This window comes from Pseudoalteromonas sp. SR44-8, assembly GCF_014163635.1.
Taxonomy (GTDB): Bacteria; Pseudomonadota; Gammaproteobacteria; order Enterobacterales; family Alteromonadaceae; genus Pseudoalteromonas; species Pseudoalteromonas rhizosphaerae.
In genome coordinates this window covers 32,132-50,861 of sequence record NZ_JACJDS010000009.1, presented here as the reverse complement: position 1 = coordinate 50,861, position 18,730 = coordinate 32,132, and the positions used below count along the sequence as shown (strand labels likewise).

General features: G+C 37.4%; 10 protein-coding genes. 6 read left to right on the top strand and 4 right to left on the bottom strand.

Features of this window, described 5'->3' with window-relative positions:
• Positions 1-37 precede the first annotated feature (37 nt).
• Complete coding sequence (locus tag H5183_RS06165; protein ID WP_182731209.1) at positions 38-3,094, bottom strand: FAD-binding and (Fe-S)-binding domain-containing protein; 3,057 nt, start codon at positions 3,092-3,094, stop codon at positions 38-40.
• Positions 3,095-3,243: 149 nt separating this feature from the next.
• Between H5183_RS06165 and H5183_RS06160 the strand changes: the two genes are divergently transcribed.
• A complete protein-coding gene (locus H5183_RS06160; RefSeq protein ID WP_145239030.1) occupies positions 3,244-3,453 on the top strand; it encodes a PGPGW domain-containing protein in 210 nt (69 codons plus the stop codon).
• Between the two features lie 77 nt (positions 3,454-3,530).
• Here the strand turns inward: H5183_RS06160 and ppsA are convergent, their stop codons facing one another.
• Positions 3,531-5,906: a phosphoenolpyruvate synthase gene (gene ppsA / locus H5183_RS06155; protein ID WP_182731208.1), complete on the bottom strand. Its 2,376-nt coding sequence runs from the start codon at positions 5,904-5,906 to the stop codon at positions 3,531-3,533.
• Between the two features lie 154 nt (positions 5,907-6,060).
• On the opposite strand from ppsA, the gene H5183_RS06150 reads away from it, so the two are divergent.
• Complete coding sequence (locus H5183_RS06150) at positions 6,061-6,870, top strand: pyruvate, water dikinase regulatory protein (protein WP_149980299.1); 810 nt, start codon at positions 6,061-6,063, stop codon at positions 6,868-6,870.
• A gap of 94 nt (positions 6,871-6,964) precedes the next feature.
• Here H5183_RS06150 and H5183_RS06145 read toward each other — a convergent pair whose 3' ends face one another.
• On the bottom strand, positions 6,965-8,314 hold the full coding sequence (locus tag H5183_RS06145; protein ID WP_145239021.1) for a class II 3-deoxy-7-phosphoheptulonate synthase: 1,350 nt from the start codon (positions 8,312-8,314) through the stop codon (positions 6,965-6,967).
• Between the two features lie 1,216 nt (positions 8,315-9,530).
• On the opposite strand from H5183_RS06145, the gene H5183_RS06140 reads away from it, so the two are divergent.
• Positions 9,531-10,406, top strand: a complete 876-nt coding sequence (locus tag H5183_RS06140) for a DNA replication terminus site-binding protein (RefSeq protein ID WP_145239018.1) — start codon at positions 9,531-9,533, stop codon at positions 10,404-10,406.
• A gap of 57 nt (positions 10,407-10,463) precedes the next feature.
• On the opposite strand, the gene H5183_RS06135 is transcribed toward H5183_RS06140, so the two are convergent.
• Positions 10,464-11,678 (bottom strand): replication protein A, encoded by a 1,215-nt coding sequence (locus tag H5183_RS06135; protein ID WP_145239015.1) that lies wholly within the window; start codon positions 11,676-11,678, stop codon positions 10,464-10,466.
• A 771-nt stretch (positions 11,679-12,449) separates the two neighbouring features.
• Here H5183_RS06135 and H5183_RS06130 point away from each other — a divergent pair.
• The 3 genes from H5183_RS06130 (at position 12,450) to H5183_RS06120 (ending at position 18,225) form a co-directional block, all read left to right on the top strand.
• Positions 12,450-13,688, top strand: a complete 1,239-nt coding sequence (locus H5183_RS06130) for an AAA family ATPase (RefSeq protein ID WP_145239012.1) — start codon at positions 12,450-12,452, stop codon at positions 13,686-13,688.
• Between the two features lie 15 nt (positions 13,689-13,703).
• Entirely contained in the window at positions 13,704-14,666 is a 963-nt protein-coding gene (locus tag H5183_RS06125; RefSeq protein ID WP_182731207.1) for a transcriptional regulator, read from the top strand.
• Positions 14,667-15,078: 412 nt separating this feature from the next.
• Positions 15,079-18,225 (top strand): DEAD/DEAH box helicase, encoded by a 3,147-nt coding sequence (locus H5183_RS06120; RefSeq protein WP_145239006.1) that lies wholly within the window; start codon positions 15,079-15,081, stop codon positions 18,223-18,225.
• Positions 18,226-18,730 lie beyond the last annotated feature (505 nt).

The following is an 18,730-nucleotide window of genomic DNA, read 5'->3' as shown; positions in this document are numbered from 1 at the left end:
GCCGCATTCCTTTTTAAAAGCGTGCGGCATTTTTATATTAAATGTTATTGCTTAGCTTATCTGCTAGTAGTTCTATTGGGTGTTTTGGTTTGAATTTTTCATAGCGTTTAACTTGGCTACGACAAGAAAAACCGGTTGCTAATAATTGCTCAGGTTTATTTTTCTCTACAACACCTTGCCAACTCATTTCATATAATGCTCGAGAGTTTTTCTGGTTTTGCGCTTCATGTCCATATGTACCTGCCATACCGCAACACCCTGTTGCTGTTGTATTAAGTTTTAGGCCTAAGTCAGTAAAAATTGTTTGCCATACATTCGCCGCTTTTGGTAAAGCGGTTGTTTCAGTACAATGACTTAATAACGTAAATGTTATATTGCTATCAACTTTGTTAGCTAATGATTTAAAAGATTGTGTTGCTAACCATTCATGAGCAAGTAGCACTTCAAATTCACCACGTTCATCACCTAAAATAGAATTATATTCATCCCGATAACACATTACTAATGATGCATCTAAACCTACAAGTGGTGCATTTATTTCAGATAATGAATTTAAAAATGTTGCTGCATTTTTTGCTGTGATCTTAAATTCATTTAAAAAACCTTTAACGTGTTGCGGTTTTCCATTTGGCTTAAACGGTAACAGTATTGGCTTCTTACCTAGTGCGGAAATTATTTTTATAAAACTTTCTACCAGCTCAGCTTCATAAAAACTGGTAAACGGATCTTGCACAATTAGTACATACTCACTTTGTTGCTCGGGAGATAAGCCTGAAAGTTGTGCAAAATTAAATTCGTGTGTTTTATTAATCCGTTTTGTTAAACGTGGTGAACTAAGCACGGGTGTATCAACATAGCCAACAGATTTTTTTATTAATGAGCTGACTAATTTAGTTTTTACAATTGGGTTTATTACATTTGAAAATTTGGCCATTAATGGTGCACTGGCTTCAATATTACCGACTAGATAATCTTTAAGTGGGCGCGCGTAGTAACTGTGATAATAATTTAAAAAACGTGATCTAAAAGTCGGTACATCAACTTTTATTGGGCACGCTGTGGTACATGCTTTACACGCTAAACACTCATCCATTGAGGCTTTAACTTCATGAGAAAAATCATATACGCCTTTCTTTTTATCGCGGCTATGTTGAAAACGTTCCCACCAGGTGATCACTTCACCTTTGTTAAGTTCTTTTTCAACCTCAATTAAATCAATCTCTTTTGCTTCTTGTAATCGTAACCATTCGCGCATTAAACTTGCGCGACCTTTAGGTGAATTACGACGATCACCGGTTACTTTATATGATGGGCACATAGGAGAGTTTTCATCATAGTTAAAGCAAATACCATTACCATTGCATGTCATTGCATTATTAAAACTAGTTTTAACATCAACCGAAATTTGTCTGTCGAACCACGCACGCTTTTGACCGTCAACACTGACTAGTGAGTCCTTACTTTCAATCGGAGTACATATTTTTCCGGGATTAATCCTATTGTTAGGATCAAAAGCTGATTTTATAAGTCGTAATTGCTTAAATAAATGCTCACCAAAAAACTCAGGGCCATATTCACTTCTATACCCTTTGCCGTGCTCGCCCCACATTAAACCACCGTATTTAGCTGTGAGTTTAACAACTTCATCAGAGATCACTCGCAGTAATTTTTCTTGTTCGGGATCACACATATCAAGTGCCGGTCTAACATGTAATACACCGGCATCAACATGACCAAACATGCCATATTGTAAATTATGGCTATCGAGCAAAGCTCTAAATTCAACAATATAATCTGCAAGATTCTCAGGTGGTACGGCGGTGTCTTCAGCAAACGCCAAAGGTTTTTGTGCGCCTTTAACATTACCCAACAAGCCAACTGATTTTTTACGCATGGCATAAATTTTTAAAATATCAGTCTTACTGCTGGTAAGTTGATAACCAATTACGCCGTTTTTTTGTTGTGCAACGCAATCATCGAGTAATGCACATAGCGACTCAACTTTGTCTTTTATGTCATCAGGCGATACAGCATTAAACTCAACCATGTTAAGCCCTTGCATATCTTTATTTGGCACATCGGTTATTAAGTCCGATACTGAATGCCAAATTATATCTTCACGTGCAAGATTTAAAACTTTGCTGTCAACGGTTTCAACTGAGGTAGCACGAGCATCGACCAAAAATGGTGAATGCCGCAGTGCCGAATCAAAGCTATCATACTTGATGTTGATTAAAGTTTTGAATTCAGCAATAGGTGTGATGTTTAATTTAGCCTCAGTAACAATACCAAGCGAACCTTCTGAGCCAGTTATTAGCCTACTCATATCAAAAGTTTGTAAGTCATCACTTAGCACATGTTCTAGGTCATATCCGGTTAAAAAGCGATTTAAACGTGGAAACTTGGCTAAAATTGCATCCCGCTCAGACAAACAAATATCTAGCACTGTTGCGTACAGTTTACCGATTGTAGTGTTTTGTTCGGCAATTAGTTTGGCTTTATCAATGTCTATTGGTGTCGTTGACATTTGTGTGCCATCGACTAAATAAGTGGTAAGTCCTAAAACATGATCGCTAGTTTTACCATACACCAGTGAGCCTTGTCCTGATGCATCGGTATTAACCATTCCGCCGATTGTTGCGCGATTACTCGTTGATAAATCAGGTGCAAAGAAAAATCCATAAGGGCGTAAAAAATCATTTAGTTGATCTTTAATCACGCCCGTTTGCACTCTAACCCAACCTTCTTCAGGATTAATTTCGAGGATTTCTCGCATATAACGTGATAAATCGACTACGATCCCGGGAGTTAATGATTGACCGTTGGTGCCTGTACCACCGCCGCGAGGTCCAAAAGTCAGCGATAGATAAGGGTCTTGTGCAGCAGTTTGCAGAGCAATTTGAATATCTTTTTCAGTTTTAGGAAAAATAACACTTTGCGGTAACTGCTGGTAAATACTGTTATCAGTTGATGCAGTTATACGAGTGGCATAACTTGCATCAGTGTCGCCAGTAAACCCTTGTTTAATTATAGTTTTTAAGTAACTTGCGACTAAATCGGTCGCGGCATCTTGTTGGCTAATAGTTGCTATCATGACGGTAGTAAATTAAGGCATTTGTTCGATTATATCATGCTAAAGAGCAATAGAAATTGAAGATTTTACAGTTTGTAACACTCTTTTTATCGTAAAAAGACTGTGATTACTTATACTCATAGTAGATGCTTAATTGCGAGGGAATTGAAATGAAAAAATGTGTATTAGTTTTAGTCGGCAGTTTATTTATGTTGCTGGGATTATTTTTTGCTATTGTACCAGGCCCTTCTTTGATCTTTTTTATTGCAGGGCTTATGTGTTTCTCTTTTTATTACCCTAAAGCACGCCATTATTTAGCAATTTGCCAAAAAGCGCTGACAAAATCTTGCGCGTTCTTAGATAAGAAGTTAGCCCGATAAAAGTTATAAATAGGCTATAACATATTGAGTAAACAAAAATGCCAGCAATAACGCTGGCATTTTTTATACTTTAACGATTATTTTGCTAATTTTTTAGCAAGGTATAACCAAGTTTCAAGTACTGTATCTGGGTTTAGTGAAACAGAATCAATTCCCTGCTCTACTAACCACGCAGCAAAGTCTTCATGATCTGATGGACCTTGACCACAAATACCAACATACTTTCCTTTTGCTTTGGCAGTTTGAATTGCCATAGAAAGTAGTTTTTTGATTGCAGGGTTACGCTCATCAAATAAATGGGCAATTAATCCTGAGTCACGGTCTAAACCAAGCGTAAGTTGCGTTAAATCGTTTGAACCGATTGAAAAGCCATCAAAATGTTCTAAAAATTCATCAGCAAGTAATGCATTTGATGGAAGTTCACACATCATGATTACTTTTAAGCCATTTTCGCCACGTTTAAGACCATGTTCTTCAAGTAATTCAATAACACGTTTACCTTCTTCAAGGGTACGTACGAATGGGATCATGATTTCAATGTTGGCCATATCCATGTCGTTACGAACACGTTTGATTGCCTCACACTCTAGTGCGAAACAGTCACGGAAATCTTCCGAAATATAACGTGCTGCGCCACGGAAACCAATCATTGGGTTTTCTTCTTCAGGCTCGTATTGTTGTCCGCCAACTAAGTTAGCATATTCATTTGATTTAAAATCAGACATACGAACAATTACACGCTCTGGTGCAAATGCACAGCCTAAGGTCGAAATACCTTCAACTAATTTAGCAATATAGAATTCAACCGGTGATTCATAACCGGCAATCATCTGTGTGATTTCAGCTTTTAACTCATCTGTTTGAGCATCAAAATTTAGCAATGCTTTAGGATGCACACCAATCATACGGTTGATAATAAATTCAACGCGCGCAAGACCAACACCTGAGTGTGGTAAGCGTGCAAAATCAAATGCACGATCTGGGTTACCAACGTTCATCATGATTTTCATTGGTAGTTCAGGCATTTTATCGACACGTGAAGTGAGGATTTCAAAATCTAAAATACCTTCATAAATAAAGCCAGTGTCGCCTTCAGCACATGATACGGTTACTTCTTGGCCTGCTTTAATTAGGTCAGTTGCATTACCACAGCCTACAACTGCTGGAATACCTAACTCACGGGCAATGATTGCCGCGTGACATGTACGACCACCACGATTAGTTACAATCGCTGCAGCACGTTTCATGATAGGTTCCCAATCTGGATCAGTCATGTCGGTTACTAAAATGTCACCTTGTTGAACTTGATCCATTTCTTTAATCGAATCAAGTACACGAACAACACCTGAGCCAATTTTATGGCCGATGGCACGTCCTTCAACGACAACAGCACTGCTGCCATTTAGTTGAAAACGCTCCATAACATTCGCATCTTCGTTTGAACGAACTGTTTCAGGGCGAGCTTGTACAATGTATAGCTTGCCGTCATTACCGTCTTTTGCCCACTCGATATCCATCGCGCGGCCATAATGTTTTTCGATGATCACAGCTTGCTTTGCAAGCTCTTGAACTTCGGCATCGGTAATTGAGAATTTATTTGAAAGGGCTGCATCTACATCTACGATTTCTACTTGTTTACCATGCGCTTGATCGGCAGAGTAAATCATTTGAATCGCTTTTGAGCCAATATTACGGCGCACTACAGATGGCTTACCTTTAGCAAGTGTTGGTTTATGAACATAAAATTCATCAGGGTTTACTGCGCCCTGTACAACCATTTCACCTAGACCATAACTTGAGGTGATAAACACGACATCTTCGAAACCTGATTCAGTATCAATACTGAACATAACGCCAGACGATGACTTATCAGAACGTACCATGCGTTGAATACCCGCAGATAATGCTACGCCGCGATGATCATAACCCTGGTGAACACGGTATGAAATGGCACGGTCATTGAAAAGCGATGCGAACACATGCTTGATGGCGACCATTACTGAGTCGATACCACGTACATTTAGGAAGGTTTCTTGTTGACCTGCGAATGATGCATCAGGCATATCTTCAGCTGTTGCTGATGAACGTACTGCGAATGAAACATCGTCTGCTGCATTGCCGTGGAGTTGGCTGTATGCGTCGCGAATGGCTTGGTCTAAATTAGGTTGGAATGGGGTGTCGATAATCCACTGACGAATATCAGCGCCGACTTTTGCTAGTGTATTTACATCTTCCACGTCCAGTGTGTCTAAAATGTCGTGGATCTTTGCATTTAGTCCTGATTGCTCAAGAAACTCATTAAATGCGTCTGCGGTAGTAGCAAAACCACCTGGGACTTGTACACCAGCGTTTGCTAGGTTAGAAATCATTTCGCCGAGTGAGGCATTTTTGCCGCCAACACGAGGAACATCTTGCATACCAAGCTCTTGATACCAGAGAACGTATTCTTGCACGGATCTTTCTCCAAAAAAACAAATTGTAGTAATAACTGTGAGAGTTAAGAAAGAAAACCTTCTAAAAAGGTCACCTTCATTCTACACTGGCAATAGACCTTACGTAAACCGTAGGGTGGCTATTTTAACTATTAAACGTAATAAAAAGGTTAATATGAGAACTGCATTTTATATTTCTGACGGTACAGCTATCACTTCTGAAGTATTTGGCCACGCCACTTTGTCATTATTTCCCGTTGAATTTAATCATAAAACTATCCCTTTTGTTGAAACTGAAAAAAAAGCGAACGAAATAAAAGCATTGATCAATGCAACGGCACAACGCGAAGGCGAAAAACCATTGGTTTTTTTTACTTTTGTTAATCACAATTTAAGTGAAATTATTCGCTCATCGACCGCCGTTACTTATGATTTCTTAACTACATTTAGTGAGAAAATTGAGCAAGAACTAAAAGTAGCGCCTGTGCCTAAAATTCATCGTACTCATTCAATGCATGAAAAAAGTTATGACTTTAGAATTGATGCCGTGAACTATGCGCTTACTAATGATGACGGCGCTAATATTAGTAACTATGCTGAAGCCGATATAATTTTGGTCGGCGTAAGCCGCAGTGGTAAAACGCCAACTAGTTTATATTTAGCGCTACAGTATGGTATTAAAGCAGCTAATTACCCTATCACTGAAGAAGATTTAGATTCGGGTAACTTACCACAGTGCTTAGTAGCCTATAAGCATAAGCTGTTTGGTTTAACGATTGATCCAGTCAGGTTGGCTGATATTCGCCAACGCCGTATGGCTAATTCAAAATACGCATCACTTAAGCAATGTCGAATCGAAGTACGCGAAGTTGAAATGCTGTATAAAAAACATAAGCTGGCGTATTTAAATTCGACCCATCATTCTGTAGAAGAAATTTCCGCTAAGATCATTTCTGATACTAACCTTGAGCGACGTAAGTACTAACTTCAATATAGCTAATTATAGTTCCACAAGGTATAAAAATAATATCGGACATTAAAAAAGCCGCATCTGCGGCTTTTGATTTTTTGGACTAACTCTACTTACGTGCGTCTTTTAATAAATCTGCAACTAAGAAGCCAAGTTCTAATACCTGATCAGCATTTAAACGTGGGTCACACTGTGTGCGATAACGCTGTGCTAGGTCGTCATCAGATAATCCGTAAGCACCACCAGTACACTCAGTAACATGTTGGCCAGTCATTTCTAAATGAACACCACCTGCATACGAGCCCTCAGCTTTATGAACTGCGAAGAACTGGCTGATCTCACGCAAAATATTGTCAAAGCTTCGGGTTTTATACCCTGATGTCGCTTTTTCAGTATTCCCGTGCATTGGATCAGAACTCCAAATTACTTTACGGCCTTCTTGTTGAACGCGACGTACTAAGGCCGGCAACTTTTCAGGAAGTACATCAGCACCCATACGTGTAATTAATGTTAAGCGCCCTGGGATGTTATCTGGATTAAGCGCATCAATTAAACGAATTAAGTCGTCAGGATCCATTCCTGGGCCAACTTTTACCCCAATTGGATTTTTAATACCTTTAAAGAATTCGATATGTGCATGATCAAGTTGGCGAGTACGTTCACCAATCCAAACAAAATGTGCTGAGCAGTCATACCAATCGCCAGATAGATGATCACGGCGAGTAAGCGCTTCTTCATACCCCAGTAATAACGCTTCATGAGAGGTGTATAGATCAGTCTCTTTAAGGCTTGGTGCAATTGTTGAGTTAATACCGCACACTTCCATAAACTCAAGCGCATCTTGAATCTTATCCGCAAGTTGTTGGTATTTTTCTTTAAGTGGGTTTGCGGCAACAAAACCCATGTTCCAGCGATTTACCTGATGTAAATCTGCAAGTCCACCTTGTGCAAATGCGCGTAATAAATTTAATGTTGCTGCACTGTGATGATAAGCCGTCATTAAGCGTTGTGGATCGGGAATACGCGCTTGTTCAGTGAACTCAAAATTATTTACGATATCACCACGGTATGAAGGTAAAGATACCCCATCAATGGTTTCTAAATCTGCTGAGCGTGGTTTAGCATATTGCCCTGCCATGCGCGCAATCTTAACTACAGGGCATTTACCGCCATAAGTTAGTACGACTGCCATCTGTAATATTGTTTTAAATGTGTCACGAATATTAGCGGCATTAAAGTCACTAAATGATTCAGCACAATCACCACCTTGAAGTAAGAAGGCACGGCCTTCACAAACGTCTTCTAGTTGTTTAAATAAACTACGGGTCTCTTCTGCGAAGACCAGTGGCGGTGCACTCTTTAATTGGCCTTCAACAGTTTTCAGCGCTTCTTGATCTGGATACTGTGGCTGCTGAAGTATTGGGAGCTCTCTCCAGCTATTTGGGTTCCACGACTGCATATTAATTTCCTCATTCCTACATTTACCTGATAGATGAAAATTAACGTATGCAGTGCCCCTGTTCAAGGACTATATTCGCTAATTATCAATTATTTAGTTATGAGATAAATATTATTGATGATTTGCACTGTTCTGCCACCTTTTTATTTTTTAAAATATGCACAGGGTATTGTTTAACTTATTAATATAAAACATAAAATTAAATAATACAGCGAGACCTTAGTAAATAAATTAAGTGCCTACTCTACAACTGAAAATAAGAACACATCATACTTAAATTGCAATGCTATGTAACCTTAACTTTACAGTTGAAATTAGATTTTTTTTATATCAAATGGCTGAAGTTTAAAATATGTGCTAAGGGTGCTGAGTAATAAAGAGGTATACCTAAATTAAATGAAATTCAGTTCGTCTGATGTTGCTTGTAACTACCTTGTTTGATTCATGTTGGCACGTATCTCAAATTACTGATAGTTGTCAATTCAAGCCTGAATGACACTGCAATTAAATTAAGGTAATAGTATGTAATTGTAAAATTCGAGCGCTGGTTTGACTCCAACTCCTATACATCTTATTGGCCTATTTCTCAGCGTTCATACAACATTTTTATAATGCCTGGCTTAAACTAGATAGGTTTAACAGCTTGTTATCACTGTAGTTCAGCTCTTTAACTATATCGACGATTACTTAAGCTTCATGGTTATAAAGTCTGTAAGCGCAGTTTATTTTTGTGCTCACAGCCATAAACTTACTCACTGCAACTGCACGACTGATAATTTGTAAGCTGTTTCAAATTAGATAATCCCCTGAAGCAAAATTGAAATAGTGTGCCTATGAGTAATTTATAGAATTGGTCACATCAATAAGCTCCCGTAAATTGTTGCATTGATATACCAGTATCCATTGGCAACTGAAAACTACAATAGAGTTAGTCCTCACCCTTTAACTACACAACTTATACTTGAGGTAAATACTTCTATCGGATCGGAGATTATGCAATTGCAGCAACATGATGTACTTAATCATCAGCTCAAAGGCAATATTTAAACATACTTACCAAGAATAAAGAACACATCATACTTCATTAATTTATAATATATACTTAACATCGAGTAAAATTTAACAATGTATAAACAGGTGATTATGCGCTGCTTTGTTTTTAGTTTAACTGCGGCTATGGTAGACTATTATCATCTATATTGTATGATGTGTTCTTATGGTAACTAAAGTACAAATTCGCAGTCAGTTCGATTTACTTAGTGATTTAACTAATCACTTTATTGATGATTTAATGCAATGCGATTATTCAAAGGCTGATTATTATCAATTGCCTGATATTGATAGTAACGATGAAAAGATAGTCCCTCAATCGATCAATGTTACGAAAATTACAGGTGCTACGGGCCAAAAGTTGATTTTAAATTCATTTAACGATATCTATAAAAAATCAGGCTTAAGTAGTCGTGTTTTAAAACGTCACCCTGGGTTACTGGTAATAAAAAATGCGGATCAAAAACAACTTGTTGCTCGAATTCAACAATTAAATAAAGCTAAAGCTGCATTTAAAGAATGTATTCTAGCCATTGATAATAATGATGCTCGCTTTGAAGCAGTTCATAATGCGATACCAAATTTAATAACACTCGCCGCGTACCGTAAAATTCATTTTGAAGTAAACTCCCCTTTTTCAGTTCGTTTTACCTGGATGCACAAACACGCGACTAAAACACTGACAAAAAAGATGGCACTAGCCATGCTCGAAAAATCAGCCGGTTATTCCAATCCTAGAATGATAGATCAACTCAGTTGGCAAACACTCGTTGCTCAAGAACAATTACGTGTCGCTAGTTTAGGAGATAAAGATAAGTTACGAATAAGACGCCCAACCCGCGTTAGCCCACAAGTAAATGTGAGATACACCGCGCAAAATCGTTATCATGTTAGTGCCGCACTACCTTTTATTTTGATAAACCCTGAACCGGATGTAAAACTAGGTACGTTATCAGATTATCAAAAACCACAAAGCCATCCGCGTAAACGAGAGTATGATTTTCTTGTTGATAGATTATATTTGGAACAAGTTGATAAATAATTATGTTAAAAAAGCCGCTATATAGCGGCCTTAGTCAGAATAAGCTTAAGCAGTAAGTTAATCTTTAACTATTTCTTCAATTTTATCTTCGTCGATTAAAACTGCATTTTCAACTATGCGTTTACCACCTTGAATTTCAATACGTTTGTTATGCTTATTCAAAGTAAGTATTTCATCACAAAACTGATCTGAAGGATGCATCTCGTATGTATAATCGACAATGTTGCCAGTTTTATCATCTTTAACATTAGTAATGCTATATTCTGAAATAGCACCTTTTTCGATAAGATCTTTCATCGTAGTGGTCATATCACGACGCAATGCTTTTAATTTATTTTCAGTGATATCGTCAGTTGAATAGATTGAGCCATATTTTTCCATGATAGATAACAATCTAAAATGATATGTTTTTCCTGGTGCCGCATAGCGCCAAAGATGATAAAGACGCAACATCATCCAGCGAGATAATCCGCGCTTTAATTCTTGCGCGCTATTGAAATAGTAACCTTTGTATTCAAGGTTATCGATCATGTTATGGACAAACGCATTCAAGCACGCAACACATTTAACATTACCGCCCTGCCCTTTTTTACCACTAAAGTGCAAAGAAGAAAGAAAGTTCATATTTGATTCGTAAAATGAATCATCAATATTGGTATTTTTAGTATCTGTCGCTGAATACTTAAACGATAGCTTAGAACCTTGCAGTGCTTCTAATGCTTCTTTGATTTGTGGGTAAGGCATTGATTGCCCAACAGCTTTAAGTTCTTGCGCTAATTCGTTCATCGAAAAAACCACGGCATATTGAATACCGGACTTAAAATTGATTTTAACAATTTTACCTTTAGAAGCTAAACGGATTAATGCACGTTCTACTTTTTCTTCACGATCTGATGGCCAAACTAAATATTCAACATCTTCACCGTCTTTACGGGTACTTACTACCGCTGGAGTAATTTTAATTTCACCATCATACAAAATGCCATCCACTTTTTCGGATATTTTTCGAGTAATAATGGTTTTTTTAGGCGCTTCTTCGAGTGGTAATTTTTTATGGCCTGAGCGAACAAAACGTCCCCACAAATCATAATGATTAAAAGTATTCGAATAGGCCCTTAGTCCATGCGCTGCATTTTCTAATGAAACTCGCACATCTTTATTGTCTGTAAATAATGCGAGGCTTTCGTTATCTATTGCACTTTCCACCCCGTGGATCTGACCCCGTAATGTATCGGGTAAGTTATCTACCGAGATGTTGACCTTTCGGTTCATTGTTCTTATTTCCAATTTTATTGCGACAGCTAATAACAACACATTAAACAGAAAAAGTTAAATGTTTAAGTTAGTACAAAACTGATCTGGGATTAAAATATATGTTCAGATCACTATTTTACTAAGTAACCTTAATGATCTTGATTTTCAGATCAGTTTTTTACTAACACTACGGTTATAAGTCTAAATTTTACTAACTCACGCATATTTTTGTCCGTCTATTTTTGTTTTTTAACCAAAAATACACGACATAAATCTAATTTTTACTAATGCCTGTGGATAATCATCGAATCAGTTAGCATAGATCTGATCTATACCTACTACAGATCAGATCTATACTAATTGAACAGCCTATTTATCCCGATCGTAAGTGGATAAGTTCTTAATTATCTTAGTAAAAAACTGATCTCAACAGCGGTTTTTGTGCGTAAACCTGTGTTCAAACTGTGCATAACTTAAGTCTCAGATTCAGAGTTAGTAAAATTACGATCTGTCAGTTACTAAAGATCTGATCTTAACCAAGTATAAACCTGATCCACTTTTTTTACTATTATTTATATATATCAAAAACTTAGGTGTGTATTTTATGCCCTTAACCTTTACTACCTTATATATTTAACCACCTTTAAACTTCTTTATTTATACTAAGCAATTTTAAAATTACAAATTAATTCTAAATGTCTTGTTATTAAAAGCCATGTCGTCATAAATAGTTGTTTACAGTCAATTGAATGGACATTATACTTAATGCCTAACTTTGAGGAATAAAGTATGTCAATTCATAATAATGCGCTATCCACCTATCGGCTTTTAAAAGCAACTGCAGAAGTCGCAGAAAAATCATTAGCAGGACGTATTCAGCATTATCGTGCCCACTTAAAATCTGAAGAAAAAGAGCTTCGAACTTACACTCAAAAAGCAGCAGCTGACCTGTTAGGCTGTAACAATCGTACCTTAAAACGCCGCCATGACAATGGTGATTTTGATGAGCTAAACATTAAACGCGGCGCTAACGGCCATTACGCTTACACTTTGGTAAATATATTTGCTATGGCAGATATAATGGATATTCAGCCAGATCACCGCAATGTTGACGATAAATTACAAGTTATTGTTATCAACTCTCTAAAAGGCGGCTGTGGTAAAACAACCAGTATGGTAAATATTGCTGCAGCCCTAGCTACGACTAACATTAAACGTTACCGTATTGGTATTATTGATTTAGATCCGCAAGGGTCATCATCGAGTTTTTTCCCACCCAGCGAACCTGAACCGATCACGGTCGGTGATTTAATGCGAGATTGCATTGATTTAGATCCAGATGAAACTTGGCAGCAACTTGTTACAAATGCTTTTTTGCCTACGCATATCCCAAATATACGCATTTTGCCTTCTGGTATGGATGACTTTTACTTTGAACACGAAACAGCAACATTGCTAAAAGATAGTTCAAGTTATGAAAAAACCCGTCATTACCATAAACTATTAGAAAAAGTTATTGATCCGGTTAAGGATCAATTCGATATCATTTTAATTGATACAGCTCCATCTCTTAACTTCATGTTTTATAATGCTTTAATGGCATCTACGGCAATGCTGATCCCGGTGCATCCTGAGGCCGTTGATTTCGATGCTAATAACAAATATTTAAAACGTTTAGGCGAGATCTATCATACCGTTGCATCTTTAGGTCATGAAGGCTGGGACTTTATGCAATTTTTAGTAACTAATTACGTAAAAGGCAATCATTCACAGCGTGACATCGTTAAAGATGTACGCAGTGCATTTGGTCGTCAGGTAATGAGTTACCCAATTAACCACAGCTCGGCAATTACAGCGAGCTCTTCGTCATTCAATACTATTTTTGATCAAAAAACATCTGACAGCTTAGCAAGTAGAGAATCACTGATCAGAGCTCAAGAAAATATAAAAGATGTTGTTGATGAATTAGAAATGCTGATCCGTTCAAACTGGCAATCAACACAATCTCAATTGAATGAAACTAAGTAAGGTAGTTAACAAAAAATGGCTAAAAAACGTAAAAATGACACCAGCTTAGATCCTTTTGCTACTTCAATTGGTAATAGCAATCTTGATGAATTACTAGAACAAGCAAACGCAGGCGATGTGATCAAAATGCCTGCACCAAGCGATCCTAATCGTCAGATCACACTCGTTTGCAAAGTGATCCCGCATGCTGAAATAGAAAGTACCACCAAGGTGTACGCAAAAAATCGTCGTGTTCAAGTATTACTCAATGAAAAGTCTGTCGCTGATATACTCCCTGCAATAGCCGAGGATGGTCGTAACCAACACCCCGCCCTATGTTGGGACAAAGGTGATGAAACGTTGGTATTAGCCGGCTCACGTCGTCGTATGGCATGTATAATCGGCAATGCTGACTACATGGTTCTTAGTTCGAGTGATTTTACAGATTTAGATGCTAAGATTTTAGCGGTATCGTCAGACCAATATATTGCCCCGAGCCTCTGGGAGCTTGGCCAAGCATATCAACAAACAAAAGATGAGTTAGTTGCACAGGGAAAAAAAGGCTCTTACCGTGAAGTAGCCGCCATTGAAGGTGTATCGCATACAGCTATTGCTGATGCAATTAAAGCCTTTGAGAAGCTTCCTGCTGCTGTACTTGCCCTTTATCCAACAGCGAATCATGTTGGCCGTGAAGTAGCTAAAAAACTGATTGCAGCAAAAGAACGTGATGAGCATAGTTTTAATCAGCAAGTAAATCATCTGACACACGATAATAGCTTAGATGAGATTATTGGTGATGATAAGCGTGCAATGGCGATCACTAAATTGCTTACCGCTGAGCCACAGTCAACTCAACGTCGAGAAGCACTACTAGAAAATAATTACATTAGCTTGCAACGTAATTTAAAAAGTGGTGATTTATCAATCAAAATTGATAATAAAGTGATGACTGACAAGCGCTTAGAACAGCTAACTAAGTTATTAAATGCATTTAACTAGTTAATAAAAATCTGATCTAAAGGCTTTTTTTGTTAGTAAAATTCTGATCCCAAACTGTGTTTTGTTAGTAAAATAATGATCTGAAATATCAATAAACCTTACTATTGAGCTCATAGATCATTTTTTTACTAACTGATTAGCTATATTTTTCATTCTTACCGCTATTTTTTTATAACTTAGTAAAAATGTGATCTGTAAACGCGCTTAATTATTAGCAATATGTTTATAACTTGTGGGTTTATTGTTGGTTAGTTGTGTTTAACTATTAAATTCAGCTGTTTTTGTATTGAGATCATTTTTTTACTAACTTATCAGCTCCAACCAGTCTTTTTAATCATTTTAATGCTTTAGCTCGACGCCGATAAATCATATACTGGTAAAATTATTTTTATTTTTTACTGCCCTAAGCAATATGTCTGCTAACTTATCTAAGAATGACCTACTCGCTATTTTTGAAGAGATCAAGCAAGAGCAAGCGACTCAATTTCCTTTATCTGAACGATTTATTAAACAGCTGTTTAAGCCTCATGTGCTCAGTAAAGCAAAAGAGTACGTTGCAAATGGTCAAATTAACTGGTTAGAGCATAATCATGATTTCTCTGTCATTGATGCCTCGGTGTTTGGAAATCAAGGCAGTACTTTTACCCAACACATAGAGATAAAGAAGTTAGCCAATGGTTTTGCAGTTGATCGACACTGTTCATGTAATGCCAAAACTAACTGTCGCCACTTGGCTGCTGTATTGTTAAAGCTGAAGATTGATCATTCTGGTGATTACGGCCAAGACTATATAATGAATGATTGGTTTGAAGAGCTAACAACACTTAAGCAAAACCAGTCAGCACAAGCTAAAAATGTACTTTTATTTGTGCTTGATGTAGAAAACAATCGGGTTATTTTAACACCAAAAATTGCCGCTTTCTCTGCAGAACATCAGTATACCCTCGGTAGAAACCTTACTGATCAGCAGCTTAATAGTTTTGTAACACCATCCGATTTACTCGAAACTGATTTTCGTTTATACAGTTGGATCCGTTCTCAAAATGCACTTGGTAATTTAGAGCTTAGAGGGCAATGGGGATTTAACGCATTACAGCAGTTGATTGCTTCTCAGCGTTTGTTTTTTGGGCGTTCTCGTCAGTCGATTAAAGCTGATAGTGCTGAAGATCTGAGTTTTTCGTGGTCACACAAAAAAGATCTTATTCAATTAAATGTAAGTTTAACGGGTAAACAATCCTGGTTCTTACTTAAAACCACACCACCAACTTACCTTGATACAGAGTCACTACGCATAGGCCGTTTACGTACGCCACTAAGTGGTGAAGAAGTTGCTCATATCAGAGCGATCCCAGCCATTCATACTGCTAATTTTGATCGTGTCTATAAGCAATTAGCTGCAAATTTTGGTGACGGTGTGATACCCCATTACCAATCATCTGAACGTAAAAAAATAAAACGGGTAGCAGATACTTGCGCGGTTATTGATGTTAGTAATAGCAATAACCAATTAAAGCTTACGCTTACCTTTAACTATCAAGATGGTAATTACGCTCCAAACTCAGCACCAGCAAATATTCTCAATGCATCGCTTGAAAATACCGTTATCACAGAGCTCACAAATTTAGGCTTTGAACTATGTAAAGGGGCTTTACAAAATGAGTTTGTTTTTAATAAACAATCAGTTATTCATCAGCATTGGTTTAAATACGAGGTTTTGCCTAAACTTCGTCAGCGTGGTTGGAAGGTAACTGATAAAAAACTAGTGATTAAAAAATCAATCACTAATGTCAGCTTGGATGTTAAACGTGGTAAAGGTCATCAAATTGTTAGTAAAATAATGATCTCAAACGCTAAAGCTGCCACCGTATTAGCAAACGATAATTCAGAATTTCAATCACTTAATCGTCAAAGTGAACTTTTTTATTATTATGCAAATGGTAAACAGTTTGGAGTAATAACAAAACCAGCTTTTGATACGCTTACTGATTTTAAAGATCGTTTTGAGTTTATAAAAACACGCGATGAATTACTTATACCTTTATCATTTTTAGTGCATTTAATAAAGATGAGCTGTTTTGCGGTTAACTTAGTCGACGACAGCTTAGAGTCTTATTTAGCTGAGCTAGATGCACCAACTACTGCCACTACAGTGTTACATGGCTTGAATGCGGGCGTGCGGCTTCGCGAGTATCAACAGCAAGGCGTTCAGTGGCTACAGTTCTTAAAACGCCATCAGTTAGGCGGAATACTAGCCGACGACATGGGATTAGGCAAAACCTTACAAGTTATTGCATTTTTAGCTAACGCACGGCAACGAGAGCAAGCAGGCCCAACGTTAATTGTCTGTCCAACGAGCTTGGTAAGTAATTGGCAAAATGAAATGGCTAAATTCGCCAGTAGTATTAAAGTGACGACCCTATTTGGTAGCGCGCGGATTGAGCAATTACAACATTTAGCCCAGGCAGATTGCATTCTTACTACTTATCCATTACTCAAGCGTGATATCGCTTACTACTCACCGTTGTATTTCGAGAATATTATCCTTGATGAAGCGCAGTATATAAAGAATGACAGTGCGCAAGTATCTCGTTTAGTTAAGCGTTTAAATGCTCAATTTAACTTATGTTTAAGTGGAACACCGATTGAAAACAATTTATTTGAATTGAAATCATTGTTAGATTTTGCAATGCCTTCCTTGCTTGGTTCACAGGCTCATTTTAAGCAGCATTTTCAGACTCCGATTGAGCGTGACGCTGATAGTGATCGTGCTAAAGAGCTTAAATCACTGATCTTGCCTTTTATTTTACGTCGAACTAAAGCTGAAGTAGCACAAGAGCTACCACCGAAAACAGAGTTGATCAAAGAGTTTGAATTCGAAGCACAGCAAAAAGATATTTATCAAAGCATTACTGATTCTCTAGAAGAGAAAATGGTCGACCTGTTTGCTTCCCAAGGCGCGCAAAAGAGCAAATTAGCCTTTTTAGAGGCGTTATTAAAGTTACGACAAATATGTTGTCACCCGCGTTTGATTGACGAACACACCTCAGCTAGAAGTGCAAAACTTGACTGGTTGAGTAGCCATTTACCAGTGATGTTAAGCGAAGGTCGTAACATTATTATTTTTAGCCAGTTTACTTCTGCATTAGATATTATTGCGCAGCAGTTAGCATCATTGGAGATCAATTTCAGCCTGCTTACAGGGCAAACGCGCCATCGCGATAAAGTGATCGAAGAATTTACCAGTGGTAAAACGTCGGTATTTTTGATCAGTTTAAAAGCTGGCGGTACAGGGCTTAATCTTACTCAGGCGGACACTGTGATCCATTTCGATCCTTGGTGGAATCCAGCAGTAGAAAAACAAGCGACAGATCGTGCTTATCGAATCGGTCAAACAAATCCTGTTTTTGTTTATAAACTGATAATGGCGAATTCAATTGAGCAAAAAGTATTTAAAATGCAACAACATAAGCAAGCGCTTGTTGATGCATTATTTACTGAAAAATCAATGAGTTTTACAAAGTTTGACGAACAACAAATGCTTTCTTTGATAAAAAGTTAGCATTATTTCAAATTAGCCTGATTTATTTTGAACTAAATTAGCGTGAGGGCGTCTACTTCTTTGCTTGTTGTTGAATTGCAGTTTACACAAGCATCATTGTTGATTTCCCCCTATTTGGTTACTAGTTTTAGTAATGATTGAGCCAGCCCATTTTGAGCTGGCTTTTTTTATGCCTGCTATTTGGTTCACGAGTTATTTTCAACAAATTTAAATTTATTTTGAACTAAAGTAGTTTGAGGGCGTCTACTTTTATGCTTGTTGTTGAATTGCAGTTTACGCAAGCATCATGTTGATTTCCCTATTTGGTTACTAATTTTAGTAATGATTGAGCCAGCCCATTTTGAGCTGGCTTTTTTTATGCCTGCAATTGGGAGCCGTTGCATTATTTCAATAAATTTAAATTTATTTTTGAACTAAAGTAGTTTGAGGGCGTCTACTCTTATGCTTATTGTTGAATTGCAGTTTACATAAGCATCATGTTGATTTCCCCCTATTTGGTTACTAG

Excerpts from the sequence above, each read along its gene's own strand:
- H5183_RS06165 (WP_182731209.1), bottom strand. The coding sequence starts at position 3,094 with ATGATAGCAACTATTAGCCAACAAGATGCCGCGACCGATTTAGTCGCA.
- H5183_RS06160 (WP_145239030.1), top strand. The coding sequence starts at position 3,244 with ATGAAAAAATGTGTATTAGTTTTAGTCGGCAGTTTATTTATGTTGCTG.
- H5183_RS06150 (WP_149980299.1), top strand. The coding sequence starts at position 6,061 with ATGAGAACTGCATTTTATATTTCTGACGGTACAGCTATCACTTCTGAA.
- H5183_RS06145 (WP_145239021.1), bottom strand. The coding sequence starts at position 8,314 with ATGCAGTCGTGGAACCCAAATAGCTGGAGAGAGCTCCCAATACTTCAG.
- H5183_RS06140 (WP_145239018.1), top strand. The coding sequence starts at position 9,531 with ATGGTAACTAAAGTACAAATTCGCAGTCAGTTCGATTTACTTAGTGAT.
- H5183_RS06135 (WP_145239015.1), bottom strand. The coding sequence starts at position 11,678 with ATGAACCGAAAGGTCAACATCTCGGTAGATAACTTACCCGATACATTA.
- H5183_RS06130 (WP_145239012.1), top strand. The coding sequence starts at position 12,450 with ATGTCAATTCATAATAATGCGCTATCCACCTATCGGCTTTTAAAAGCA.
- H5183_RS06125 (WP_182731207.1), top strand. The coding sequence starts at position 13,704 with ATGGCTAAAAAACGTAAAAATGACACCAGCTTAGATCCTTTTGCTACT.
- H5183_RS06120 (WP_145239006.1), top strand. The coding sequence starts at position 15,079 with ATGTCTGCTAACTTATCTAAGAATGACCTACTCGCTATTTTTGAAGAG.